14 protein-coding genes are annotated in these 12,231 nt (G+C 65.5%); 5 read left to right on the forward strand and 9 right to left on the reverse strand.

Going from position 1 to position 12,231, the window contains the following annotated elements:
- Window positions 1-33 precede the first annotated feature (33 nt).
- The gene (locus BIWAKO_RS16790; RefSeq protein WP_069879621.1) at window positions 34-1,341 is read left to right on the forward strand and encodes a GGDEF domain-containing protein; all 1,308 of its coding nucleotides are present in this window, start codon (window positions 34-36) and stop codon (window positions 1,339-1,341) included.
- Here BIWAKO_RS16790 and BIWAKO_RS16795 read toward each other — a convergent pair whose 3' ends face one another.
- A complete protein-coding gene (locus tag BIWAKO_RS16795) occupies window positions 1,342-2,349 on the reverse strand; it encodes a MaoC family dehydratase (protein ID WP_069879622.1) in 1,008 nt (335 codons plus the stop codon). It abuts the gene before it with no gap.
- 19 nt (window positions 2,350-2,368) lie between these two features.
- Window positions 2,369-3,466: a redox-regulated ATPase YchF gene (gene ychF / locus BIWAKO_RS16800; RefSeq protein ID WP_069879623.1), complete on the reverse strand. Its 1,098-nt coding sequence runs from the start codon at window positions 3,464-3,466 to the stop codon at window positions 2,369-2,371.
- 213 nt (window positions 3,467-3,679) lie between these two features.
- Between ychF and BIWAKO_RS16805 the strand changes: the two genes are divergently transcribed.
- Window positions 3,680-4,285: a hypothetical protein gene (locus tag BIWAKO_RS16805; RefSeq protein WP_069879624.1), complete on the forward strand. Its 606-nt coding sequence runs from the start codon at window positions 3,680-3,682 to the stop codon at window positions 4,283-4,285.
- A 105-nt stretch (window positions 4,286-4,390) separates the two neighbouring features.
- Here BIWAKO_RS16805 and pth read toward each other — a convergent pair whose 3' ends face one another.
- The 7 genes from pth to BIWAKO_RS16840 form a co-directional block, all read right to left on the reverse strand.
- Window positions 4,391-5,005, reverse strand: coding sequence for an aminoacyl-tRNA hydrolase (gene pth, locus BIWAKO_RS16810; protein WP_069879625.1), 615 nt, complete (start codon window positions 5,003-5,005; stop codon window positions 4,391-4,393).
- Window positions 5,006-5,125: 120 nt separating this feature from the next.
- Complete coding sequence (locus BIWAKO_RS16815; protein ID WP_069879626.1) at window positions 5,126-5,746, reverse strand: 50S ribosomal protein L25/general stress protein Ctc; 621 nt, start codon at window positions 5,744-5,746, stop codon at window positions 5,126-5,128.
- 151 nt (window positions 5,747-5,897) lie between these two features.
- Window positions 5,898-6,461, reverse strand: a complete 564-nt coding sequence (locus BIWAKO_RS16820; protein WP_069879627.1) for a VUT family protein — start codon at window positions 6,459-6,461, stop codon at window positions 5,898-5,900.
- The gene (gene queC / locus BIWAKO_RS16825) at window positions 6,451-7,197 is read right to left on the reverse strand and encodes a 7-cyano-7-deazaguanine synthase QueC (protein WP_069879628.1); all 747 of its coding nucleotides are present in this window, start codon (window positions 7,195-7,197) and stop codon (window positions 6,451-6,453) included. The genes BIWAKO_RS16820 and queC overlap by 11 nt, the downstream gene beginning before the upstream one ends.
- Before the next feature lie 10 nt (window positions 7,198-7,207).
- Entirely contained in the window at window positions 7,208-8,152 is a 945-nt protein-coding gene (locus tag BIWAKO_RS16830; RefSeq protein WP_069882563.1) for a ribose-phosphate pyrophosphokinase, read from the reverse strand.
- Window positions 8,153-8,308: 156 nt separating this feature from the next.
- Window positions 8,309-8,869 carry a hypothetical protein gene (locus BIWAKO_RS16835; RefSeq protein ID WP_069879629.1) on the reverse strand — a complete coding sequence of 187 codons (561 nt, stop codon included), beginning with the start codon at window positions 8,867-8,869 and terminating at the stop codon, window positions 8,309-8,311.
- 60 nt (window positions 8,870-8,929) lie between these two features.
- On the reverse strand, window positions 8,930-10,081 hold the full coding sequence (locus tag BIWAKO_RS16840; protein ID WP_069879630.1) for a M24 family metallopeptidase: 1,152 nt from the start codon (window positions 10,079-10,081) through the stop codon (window positions 8,930-8,932).
- Window positions 10,082-10,241: 160 nt separating this feature from the next.
- Between BIWAKO_RS16840 and BIWAKO_RS16845 the strand changes: the two genes are divergently transcribed.
- From BIWAKO_RS16845 to proC, 3 genes are all read left to right on the forward strand, one after another.
- On the forward strand, window positions 10,242-10,496 hold the full coding sequence (locus tag BIWAKO_RS16845) for an accessory factor UbiK family protein (RefSeq protein WP_069882564.1): 255 nt from the start codon (window positions 10,242-10,244) through the stop codon (window positions 10,494-10,496).
- A 283-nt stretch (window positions 10,497-10,779) separates the two neighbouring features.
- Window positions 10,780-11,286 (forward strand): type III secretion system chaperone family protein, encoded by a 507-nt coding sequence (locus BIWAKO_RS16850; RefSeq protein ID WP_043232643.1) that lies wholly within the window; start codon window positions 10,780-10,782, stop codon window positions 11,284-11,286.
- A 115-nt stretch (window positions 11,287-11,401) separates the two neighbouring features.
- Entirely contained in the window at window positions 11,402-12,223 is an 822-nt protein-coding gene (proC, locus tag BIWAKO_RS16855; RefSeq protein ID WP_069879631.1) for a pyrroline-5-carboxylate reductase, read from the forward strand.
- Window positions 12,224-12,231: the final 8 nt, after the last annotated feature.

Consider the following 12,231-nt stretch of genomic DNA (forward strand, 5'->3'; position numbering starts at 1 on the left):
CGCTTGTTAACGCCTCCCGGCTAATGACGGGGGATGAAGCTCTCGCGCTATCTGCACGATTCGCTCGACGCGCTCGGTATCGGCGCCTGCGAATACGATGCCGATATGCGGGCTGTGGGCTGGAACAGCACCTTCCTGCAATTTTTCCCCGAGGACGAAGGCGTGATCTACGTCGGCGAGCCCTATGGGGACAACCTGCTGCGCTTTTACCACGGCCGCCTGGCGCCCGAAGAGCTGCCTGACATCGAGCGACATGTCGCAGAGGGCGTGGCACGCCACGAGAACCAGACGCAGCCCTTCGAGTTCATCCATCACGGCCGCAGGCTCCGCGCGTCTTCGCTACGCGCGCCCGATGGCGGCCGCGTGCGCATGTGGCAGCGGCTCGACGTCGAGAGCCATGCGGAGACGGCCCCTGAACTCGTGTTGCCGCTCATCGACGCGCTTCCCTTCATTCCCGACGGGGCCACGATCCTGGATGCGAGGGAGAGCGTGCTGGCGGCGAACGATGCCTTCCGGCGGCTATACGATCTGCCCCGCGGCAGTCCGGTCGTCGGCCGTACGCTGAACGAGATCATTGCATGGTGCTGGCGTGGAGCCTCGCCCGCGGGGGCCTGGCGCGCGGCGATCAGCAACGGCTTGCGCTATGACGGGGTTCCCTTTGAAGTCGAGTTGCCTGGCCAGCGCTGGCTCAGGTTGATCGCGCGGCACAGCACCGGCGGTCTCAGCTTCTTCACCCATGCCGACATCACGGTCGCCAAGCGCCAACAGATGGAATTGCTGGAGGCCCAGGAGGCGCTTCGTCGGGCCAATGCGGCGCTGGCGGAACTTGCCGAGACCGACGGGCTGACGGGGCTCGCCAACCGCCGCCGGTTCGTTGCGGGTCTCGCGGAGGCGGTCGCCCTGCCGCAGCCGCTTTCGCTGATGATGATCGATGTCGATCACTTCAAGACGATCAATGACCGCTTTGGCCATCTGGTGGGCGATGCCTGCCTCAGGGCTATCGCCGAGGTCGTTGCGGGCCAGGTCAGGCCGGCGTCGGCGCTCGTGGCGCGAATCGGAGGTGAGGAGTTCGGTATCGTGCTCGGCGGGATGCGGCTCGAAACCGCCCACGATATGGCGATCGCGATCCGCCGTTCGCTGGCGCTGATGCCGTGGCATACGCTCCATGCGGATCTGAGCGGAGTGACCGTGTCGATCGGTCTCTGCGGAGGAGAGGGGCCGCTGGACGGCACGAACCTGCATGCCCGTGCCGACGAGGCGCTCTATGTCGCCAAGCGCAACGGCCGCGACCGCATTGAAATCTCGAGTCTGCCGGGGGCGCCGTTGTGTATCGCCGGCTGATCAGCTCTGGCGCTCGACAAAGACGCAGCCCTCGAAGCTGAAGACCTCGTCGCCATGCTGGTTCACGCCGGCATTGCGATGGAAGAACAGGCCCCATTGCGGGCGGCTGGCGCTGGCGCGGGTTTGAATGACGGTCGAGCTATAGGTGATCCTGTCGCCGACAAAGACGGGTTTGGACCAGCGCAGATTCTTGAAGCCGGGGGAGGGTCCAAGGCGTGGCGTCTTGCCGGGCGTGGCGGCAAGCTGGCGTTTGCGGTGAGCGACCATCGTCGCCATCCAGACCGATGCCGTATGCCAGCCCGAAGCGGCGAGACGCCCGAAGGAGCTGCTGCGCGCCGCAGCATCGTCCATGTGGAAGGGCTGCGGATCGAAGGCGCGGGCGAAGGCGACGATTTCCTCGGTGGTGAAGACGAAGCTGCCGAGCTCATGGCTCTCGCCGATCTCGATCTCCTCGAAGAAGCGCGCCGGCTGCGTCTCACCTGCGGGAATCCCGAGCGGGCTCAGCGCTGCCGGCTGCACATAGCGGGGCGGGTGGGCCAGCCAGTCGCCCTTGGCCAAGGCGAAGCTGGAACCCTTGCGACCGAACATGATCCAGTTGGTCTGCTCGAGAACCGGCTCGCCGCGCTGGTTCAGGAGCTCGAACCGGAACTTCACCAGACCCATTTCGGGGCGTGAGCGCGATTCCTTGGTTTCAACCACGCTGCGCCGTGCGCTGAGGACATCGCCCGGCAGCACCGGCCGGAGCCATTTGACCTCTTCGATGCCGGGGGCGCCCATCGAGGCGGCGTCGAGGACGAAGTCCTCGGCGAGCAGCCGCATCAGCAGCGAGCAGCTATGCCAGCCGGACGCGATGAGCTGGCCGACGAAGCTCTGCCTCGCGGCCGCCGGATCGGTGTGGAAATCCTGCGCATCGTAGCGCGAGGCATAGGCGATGATGTCGTCCTGCGAGACGGCGACCCGGCCGCTCTGCTTCACTTCTCCGACGACGAAGTCTTCGAAATAGCGCATGGGTCGCTCGCAGTCCGGCTCAGTTGGCGAAGCGGAAATGCAGCACGTCGCCATCGGCGACGACATATTCCTTGCCTTCGAGCCGGAACTTGCCGGCTTCGCGCGCACCACTCTCCCCCTTGTGGGCGATGTAGTCGTCATAGGCGATGGTTTCGGCCCGGATATAGCCCTTCTCGAAATCGGTATGGATCACGCCGGCGGCGGCGGGGCCCTTGGTGCCGTTCTCGATCGTCCAGGCGCGGGCTTCCTTCGGGCCCACGGTGAAATAGGTGACGAGGTTCAGGAGCGCATAGCCGGCGCGGATGACGCGGTTGAGACCCGGCTCGGCGAGGCCGACGGCGTCGAGATAATCCTTCTGCTCTTCGGCCGGCAGGACGGCGATCTCGCTCTCGATCTTGGCCGAGACGACGACGGCGACTGCGCCTTCCTCGGCGGCGCGGACCTTCACCTTCTCGGAGAAACCGTTGCCCTTGTCGGCGCTGGCTTCCTCGACATTGCAGACATAGAGCACCGGCTTGGACGAAAGCAGGCCGAGCATCTCGAAGGCCTTGCGTTCCTCGGCGGCGACCTGGACGAGGCGCGCGGGCTTGCCGTCGCGAAGCAGAACGAGGCAGCGGTTCATCAGGTCGGCCAGTTCCTTGGCTTCCTTGTCGCCCGACTTCGCCTTCTTCTCCAGCGGCTGCACGCGCTTTTCGAGGCTCTCGAGATCGGCGAGCATCAGCTCGGTCTCGATGGTCTCGATATCGTCGATCGGCGAGATCTTGCCCTCGACATGGGTGATGTCGCCGTCCTCGAAGCAGCGCACGACATGAGCGATGGCGTCGCATTCCCGGATATTGGCGAGGAACTGGTTGCCGAGGCCTTCGCCCTTGGAGGCGCCGCGCACGAGCCCGGCGATATCGACGAAGGTCAGACGCGTCGGGATGATCTCCTTCGAACCGGCGATGGCGGCCAGCTTCTCGAGCCGGTCATCGGGGACTGCGACGTCGCCGACATTCGGCTCGATCGTGCAGAAGGGATAGTTCGCCGCTTGTGCCGCAGCCGTCTGCGTCAGAGCGTTGAACAGGGTCGACTTGCCGACATTCGGCAGGCCGACGATACCGCATTTGAAACCCATGATGGCTGGTCCGTTGCGTCGCCGCCGCAAGGGGGCGGTCGCGAGATGATGATTGGAATGTCCAGGGCCTTATTGGGGTCCGGGCGGCAAAAGACAAGATGGCAGGGGCCAGGGACGGCTCACGCGAACGTGCATGGCGAGGCACCGCGCGGGAGCGCAGGACTTCGCGAGACGGCGATCTGTCTGCGCCGGCCCATTCGACGGAGCTCTTCCATGCGCGCGCTCTCTGCCAGTCTCTTCGCGGCAGCTCTCGTCCTGACCAGCAGTATCGTGCAGGCTCAGGCGCCCGCGACACGGGTGCGCGGCACGGTCGAGAAACTCGAAGGCTCGGCGCTGATCGTGAAGACGCCGAGCGGCGAGGACGTCGTGGTCGCCCTGGCCCCCGGCTACTCGGTTGGAGGGGTGGTCAAGGCCAGCACAAACGACATCAAGAAGGGCAGCTTCGTGGGCGTCGGTGCGCGGCCGCAGGCTGACGGCACGCTTCTCGCCGTCCAGGTCCTGATCTTTCCCGAGGCGATGCGCGGGACGGGCGAAGGGCACAGGGCCTGGGGAGTCCTGCCAGATAGCACCATGACCAATGCGACCGTGGCAGAGACGGTTTCGCGCGTCGACGGCGCCAATCTCGTCCTGACCTATCCCGGTGGCGAGCAAAAGGTAACGATCACGCCTGAGGCCAATATCATCATGGCCGCCCCCGCCGAAGCGTCCGAGCTGTCGCCGGGGGCGCAGGTCGCGTTCACGGCGACGCGCCAGGCTGGCGGCGGTCTTCTTGCCAACCGAGTCACGATCGCGAAACAGGGCGCCCAGTTGCCGCTCTGATCCATCGCCCGAAAAGTGGATTGCAGTTTTCGGGAAAGCCGATGCAAACACGGAAAGGCTCGTTCGTCTCACCCGATACGAGATCCGGTCCGATGAACGAGCCTCTTAGTCCTCGGCCTTCTCGCCGAGGCGCTTCACCGCGGCGTGGCCGCGCGCGTCCATGAAGAGATGCACCTTGTTCTGGAAGCCAGCATCGTCGCCGGCGGCGAGCAGAGTGGCGTAATCGGCGCAGGCCGTGCAGAGATCCTCGACCCAGGGCTGCTCAGCCTTGCCGAAATCGTTCAGCACATAGGCATGGACGAGGGCCTTGTCGCCGGGATGGCCGATGCCCATGCGGACGCGGCGGTAGTCGTTGCCGATCGCGGCCGTCATCGAGCGCAGCCCGTTATGGCCGGCATTGCCGCCTCCAAGCTTCACGCGCAGCTTGGCCGGAGCGAGATCGAGTTCGTCATGGAAAGCGATCACGTCGGCGGGGGCGATCTTGAAGAAGCGAGCCGCCTCGCCGACCGCGCGGCCGGATTCGTTCATATAGGTCTGCGGCTTGAGCAGGATGACCTTCTCGCTACCGATCGTCGCCTCGCAAGCCTCGCCCTGGAAGCGCGAGCGCCAGGGGGAGGCCCGGTATGTCCGGGCAATCGTCTCGACCGCCATGAAGCCGATATTGTGGCGGTTGCGGGCATAGCGCGCGCCAGGATTGCCGAGACCGGCAAAGATCAGCATGGCAGGTCACTCCGGCAGTCGGGAGGGGCTGGCGGTGCTGTGCCTCCCTCCAAAGCAAGACGGCCGGGAAACCCGGCCGTCCAAGTGGTCTCGCGAAGGCAGCGCCGAAGCGCGGCATCCTCAGGCCTTGGCGGCCTCGGTGCCTTCGGCTGCGCCCTCGGCAGCAGCATCCTCGATCACCGACGGCGCCACGATCGTGACCAGCGTCAGGTTCTCGCGGGTGGTCAGGCTGACGCCTGCCGGCAGCTTGATGTCGTTGACATGGACGGAGGTGCCAACGCCCAGGCCAGCGACGGAGACGTCGAGGGCTTCGGGGATGTTCTCAGGCGCGACGTCGATTTCAACGTTGTGCTCGACGATCTGCAGGGTGCCGCCGGACTTCAGGCCGGGGCAGGCCTCCTGATCGACGACGTGGACCGGAACCATGACCTTGATGGTCTGGCCGGCGGCGACGCGCAGGAAGTCGACGTGAATCGGGAAATCCTTGACCGGGTCGAGCTGGTAGTCGCGCGGAATGACGCGCGTCTTCTTGCCGCCGACATTGACCTCGAAGATCGTGGTCAGGAAGTGGCCGCCATAGATCAGCAGGCGGGTCTGGTTGGCGTTGAGCGCGATCGCCTGCGGGGCTTCGCCCGCACCATAGATCACAGCAGGAGTCTGGCCTTGACGACGAACTGCCCGGGCGGCCCCCTTGCCGACCTGGGTGCGCGCCGAAGCCTCGATTTGCTTCACGGCGGTCATGATGATGGTCCTCGTTTTCTTGATAAAGACACGGCCGCCCGATGGCGGCCGTCTTGGTCTCGCGCCCGTGCCTCCAAGGGTGTCAGTCGGGCGCGAGGAGGCTCATAGGCGAAAATGCGGGAAAGCTCAACCCGGGGAAGGGTGGTTCCGCTCAGGCGGCGACCAGTCCCAGGCGCTCGTCGCGCCGGCGCAGCAGGTGCATCAGCGGCAGCGCCAGCAGCACCATCCAGGCCTTGCCGATGATCTGGCCCGCCAGGAAGTCGAGGCTGCCGAAGGCGAGCCAGAGGAAGACGATGCTGTCGATGACGAGGCCGACCAGGCTGGATGCGATCACGGCCGTGACGAAGCGGCGGCGCTGCAGCGGCGTGTAGACGGCGAAGTCCGCGAGCTCCGAGAGCAGGAAGGCCGCGACCGAGGCGACGACGATCGCCGGCGGTGCCAGGAAGCCGGAGATCGCGGCGCCGACGAAGATCGCACCGAGTCCGACCTTGGCACCGAGGCGGCGCTGGACGATGTCGCGCAGCACGAGGGCAAGGCCGATCATCAGCACGCCGCTCGGCGCCTTGATGCCCGGCGCGACCGGCACGAGGCAAGGACCGTTCGGCACGCAGACCGTGCCGACATTGCCGAGCATCCAGTTCGCGGCGGGGATGGTGAGCGTGAAAAGGACGAGGGCGACCAGCCCTTCGGTCCAGCGCTGCTGATCAGGATTCATAGGATGGTCCAGTGTCGTCCGGTGAACAGAGAAAGCCGGCATAGCCCTTCGCCCGCAGCTCGCAGGCAGGGCAGGTTCCGCAACCATAGCCCCAGGAATGGCGTGTCGTCCGGTTGCCGAGATAGCAGCTATGGCTGTCCTCGACCACCAGATCGAGCAACGTCTCGCCGCCAAGCTCGCGGGCCAGTACGAAGGTTTGCGCCTTGTCGCGCCACATCAGCGGCGTGTGCAGCACCAATCGGCGATCGAGCCCGAGATTGAGCGCGACCTGCATCGCCTTGATGGTGTCGTCACGGCAATCGGGATAGCCGGAATAATCGGTCTCGCAGACGCCAAGCACGATGTGCCTGCAGTTTCGGCGATACGCCAGCGCAGCGGCGAAGGTCAGGAAAATCAGGTTCCGTCCCGGCACGAAGGTCGTCGGCAACCCGGTATCGGCGAAGGCGATCTCGCTCTCCCGCGTCAGCGCGGTCTCGGAAATCGAGCCGAGCGCAGCGAGGTCGATGATGTGGTCCGGCCCCAGCCGTTCGGCATAGGTTGACGACAGGGTGGGCAGCCTGTCGCGAATGGCGAGCCGGCAGTCCATCTCGACGCGGTGCCGCTGGCCGTAATCGAAGCCGACGGTCTCGACCGAGCCGAAGCGTGCAAGGGCCCAGGCGAGCGTGACGGTCGAATCCTGCCCGCCCGAGAACAGGACGAGTGCGCGGCCTTCGCCGGTCGTGGCTGCCGTCATCATGCCAGCCCGTTCAGTCGAACAGGCTGGAGACGCTCGATTCGCTCGCGGTGCGCTCGATCGCCTCGCCCATCAGGTTGGCAATGGAAATGACGCGGATGTTGCGCGCCACCTTCACGGCCTCGGTCGGCATGATCGAATCGGTGATCACCAACTCCTTGAGCTTGGAATTGGCGATGCGTGCGACTGCGCCACCCGACAGCACGCCATGGGTGATGTAGGCGTAGACTTCCCTGGCGCCTTCCGCGAGCAATGCTTCTGCGGCGTTGCAGAGCGTTCCGCCGGAATCGACGATATCGTCAAGCAGGATGCAGGAGCGGCCCTCGACCGAGCCGATGATGTTCATCACCTCGGATTCGCCCGGCCGGTCGCGGCGCTTGTCGACGATGGCGAGCGGAGCGTCGATACGCTTGGCCAGCGCCCGGGCACGGACCACGCCGCCGACATCCGGTGAAACGACCATGGCGTTCTTGTAGTCGAGCCGTTCCTTGATATCGCGCGCCATCAATGGCGCGCCGAACAGGTTGTCGGTCGGGATGTCGAAGAAGCCCTGGATCTGCCCGGCATGGAGATCAAGCGTCAGAACGCGGTCGACGCCGGCATGGGTGATGAGATTGGCGACGAGCTTGGCCGAGATCGGCGTGCGGCCCGAGGCACGGCGATCCTGCCGGGCATAGCCGAAATAGGGGATCACCGCGGTGATGCGCCGTGCCGACGAACGGCGCAGGGCATCCGTGATGATCAACAGCTCCATCAGGTGGTCATTGGTGGGGAAGGAGGTCGATTGGATGACGAAGACGTCCTGCCCGCGAACATTCTCCTGGATCTCGACGAAGACCTCCATGTCGGCGAAACGCCGGACCTGGGCCTTGGCAAGAGGGATTTCGAGGGAGGCACAAATCGCTTCGGCGAGCGGCCGGTTCGAGTTTCCGGCGACGACTTTGAACGAAGAGGGCATGCCGTGGCGCACCGTGGGGACTGGCTGGGCGGGAGTCGTGAGACCGGCTGAATTCGCAGCGCTCATAACAGCGCCATGACAATGAGTCGACCGCTGCACTGCAAAAACAGTGCGCGAATCACACCTCACCCCACTGCGTTCAGCGGGATGCTCCGCTCAGGAGCGCTTGCCGTTGGTCGCAGCAGCCGTCTTTGTTTTCGCCTTGTCCTTATCCTTGGCGCTGTCCGCGGCAGGCTTGTCCGGCACCGGAGCGGTCACCAGGAAACTCGCGATCGCGTCCATCGAATCTGACGCTGCCTTGGCGACGATGGTCTGGTCGATGCTCGACCAGGGGTCGCCGCCGCCGCCGCGCCTGCCGAGGCTCTCGCCCTGCACGCGCTGCGCGCGCTTCTTGCTCTCGTCATAGACGTCCCAGACGAAGGCCAGCGCGGTCTGGCCGTCTTCCGTCGGCTGGGCGGTCAGATAGCCGCGAACCCGGAAACGGGCGGGCGCATTGCCGGCGACGATCTCCATCTTGCGTTCCGCCGCTGCCTCGCCGAGCAGGCTGGCGAAATTCGTGGTGACCTGATCGGGCGCACCGGAGATGCTCTGGACCGAGACCGGGACGCCAGGCGCGTCAACGCGCGGACGCGCAGCCGTGCTGGTGGTTTCCTGGCAGCCTGCGAGCGCAAGCGCGAAAGCTGGCCCCAGAACGAGGCCACTTGAACGATTAAACATGACGCCTCCCGCTTATTGCGTACGGGTTTGCTGAGGATTCCCTGCGTGACCCTTGTAGGGTCAACGGATCGCAAGGTCCAGATCGGGTAAGTTCAGGGTTTCTGCTGCTGTTTCGCCGACGAGATAGGTGCGGCCGAGGCACATCGCGGTCTCGCTTGCCGAATCCATCAGAATCATATGGGCGAACATCACCATGCCCGGAACGATCGGCCTGTCGTTGCTCTCGTAGAACATCGGCCAGTCCATCCAGCTCGGCGTGAACTTTGCGCCAAGCGAGTAGCCGCAGGCATTGAGTCGGTGGCTGGAAAGACCGTGTTCGTCGAAAACCCGGGCATGGGCGGCGAAGACATCGCCTGCCGTCCGCCCTGGCTTCAGTTCAGCCTCGCAGGCGAGGAGAGCCGCCTTGGCGGCTTCATGATAGCGCAGATGCAGCGGGCGGGGCTCTCCGACCACGACGGTTCGCATGATCGCAGCATGGTAGTGCCTGTCGACGCCCGCGAATTCGAGCGTGATCTGGTCCTGCGCGTCGAGCGTCCGGCGGCCCGATTTGTAGCGGCAGAGCAGGGCGTCACGGCCGGAGCCGATGATGAACTCGTTGGCCGGATAGTCGCCGCCACCCGCGAAGATCGCGTTGTGCTGTGCGGCCAGGATCTCGCCCTCGTCGGCGCCAGCCCGGATCAGGCCGAGCGCCGCGCTGTCGGCCGCGTCGGATAGAGCGGCCGCGCGTCGGACACAGGCAATCTCTGCAGCCGATTTCACGGCGCGCAGCCGTGTCACGATCGTCGAGCTATCGATGAGATCGCTGACGTCTGCGAAGGCCGCCTCCAGCTTGCGGCCGTTTGCCGCGACGAGGCCGTAGGATTCAAACTCCACGCCGATGCGCTTGCCGGTCAGGCCGAAATCCTGTGCCAGCATGAGCAGGTCACGCGCGGGGTTCGCGTCGCGGCCATCCTTCCAGATGCGGATATCGGTCAGATTCGAGGTGTGCTGGGCTTGGCGCAAATCGGCGGAGCGGGTCAGCAACGCCATGTCGCCATCGGCCTTCACCACAAGGCACTGGAAGAAGCAGAAGCCGAAAGTGTCATAGCCCGTCAGCCAGAACATCGATTCCTGCTGGAACAGGAAGAGCGCATCGAGCCGCTCGGCTTGCATCGCCGCCAGCAGGACAGCACGCCGGCGGGCGAATTCGGCGGGTGAAAAGTGCAGGGCCATGGCTCGCGAATCCCCTGTGCTGACGTGGGCCTCATGTTTAGGCCGGGCTCGCTCGGGCTCAAAGGAGGTGGACGATGTGCTGCTGCGATTGCGGGCGAGGCCTTCGTCGCCCATATCAGGCGTGCTATGGAGCGCCGGCATCCGGCCCTGGAGATTGATGATGGCCACGACCTCGAACCGCATACTCGACGATCTCGCTCGTATGGTCACCGACGCCGCGGGAGCCGCCCAGGGTGTGCGCCGCGAGGTCGAGACGGTTGCCCGCACGCAGATCGACCGCCTCCTGCGCGAGATGGATGTGGTGACACGCGAGGAATTCGAAGCGGTGCGCGAGATGGCGGTTCTGGCGCGTGAAGAGAATGACAAGCTCGCCGCACGGCTGGCTGCACTCGAGGCTGGGCGCGACAAGGGCTGAGCCGGCCCGTGTTCCGGCTGTGGACAGCAGCCGGCAGGGATTGAGCCCAGCCCCCGAATCCGCCGAGCCTGCATCAGGTGTTGGGAGCGTCGTCGCGCCTGCGCTATCGTCGAAGGAGAGGTGATTCGCCGGTCGCATCCGCTTGCGGTGCGTTTGGCGGTCAGGAGGCCATCTAGCGGCTTCCGCAGTCTTGTTGCGTCCCGCGCTTCCCCGTCGCCGTGTTCCCGTTCTCGAACGAGCTGGACCCGCATTCCCGCGGGGAGCTGGCAGTTGGACCCTGGGCATGATGGACCTTGACCTGGACGCAGAAGCCGAACGGCCTGCCAATCCTCTCGACCTGATCGAGCGCCTCGCCGCACTCAACAACTGGACGTTCGACCGCGACAGCGATGACGAGCTCTCCGTCTCCGTCACCGGAGGCTGGTCTGACTATCACGTCGCGATCACCTGGCTCTCCGAAGTGGAGGCGCTCCATATCGCCTGTGCCTTCGACCTCAAGGTGCCGGAGCGCCGGCGCGGCGAGGTTCTGCAGCTTGTCAGCCTCGTCAACGAGCAGCTCTGGCTCGGCCATTTCGACCTCTGGAGCTCGGAGAACGTGGTGATGTACCGCCACGCGCTCCTGCTTTCGGGCGGTGCGGAGCCGACCGACGAGCAGGCCGCCGCGCTGATCAAATCGGCGATCGACGCCTGCGAGCGCTATTTCCAGGCCTTCCACTTCGTGGTCTGGGCCGGCAAGAGCGCGCGCGAAGGGCTCGAGGGGGCGATGCTCGAAACAGTTGGGGAAGCCTGAGACCCTGGTTTCGTCATGCCCGGGCTTGACCCGGGCATCCGTTGCCGCTTCTGGTCGTGCGATGCCCGGTTCCAGGCCGCGCAAGACGTCACATATCGTTCCTCGTGAGGCCTCCATGTCCCGTTCCCTGCCGCAAACCCTTGTCCTCATTGGTGCGGGCAAGATGGGAGGCGCCATGCTCGAGGGCTGGCTCCGCATCGGCATGGATCCGACCGGGATCACGCTGATCGACCCGAAGCCCTCGGACGAGATCGCGACGCTGGCGGCCGAGAAGGGCATCGCGCTCAATCCCGAGACGCGCTCGGTGCCGCCGACAGAGGTTCTCGTGCTCGCGACCAAGCCGCAGATGCTCGATACGGCAGCGCCCTCGGTCCAGGCGTTCATCCAGCCGCAGACCCTGCTGATTTCCATTCTGGCCGGCAAGACGCTCGGCGATCTCTCGGCGCGCCTGCCCAATGCCACGGCGATCATTCGCGCGATGCCGAACCTGCCGGCTTCCGTGCAGCGCGGCGTCACTGCGGCTGCCGCCGGACGGGGCGTCAGTGCTGATCAACGGGCGATGGCGGATGCGCTGCTCGGCAGCATCGGAAAGGTCGAATGGCTCGCGACCGAAGGTCTGATCGACGCGGTCACGGCCGTTTCGGGCTCCGGTCCCGCCTATGTCTTCCATCTCGTCGAGTGCCTGGCGGCGGCTGGCGTCGCAGCGGGACTTCCGGTCGAGACGGCCGAGCGCCTGGCGCGGGGCACCATCGAAGGAGCAGGGGAGATGCTCTATCAATCGCCGCTGTCGCCGGCGACCTTGCGCCAGAACGTGACCTCGCCTGCCGGAACGACAGCGGCAGCACTCGAAGTGCTGATGGCCGATAACGGACTTGCGCCGCTGATGCGCCGCGCGGTCGCTGCCGCCAAACGTCGCGCCGAAGAGCTTTCCGGCTGAATGACCTT

Origin of the sequence: Bosea sp. BIWAKO-01, from assembly GCF_001748145.1 — a bacterium.
Lineage (GTDB): Bacteria > Pseudomonadota > Alphaproteobacteria > Rhizobiales > Beijerinckiaceae > Allobosea.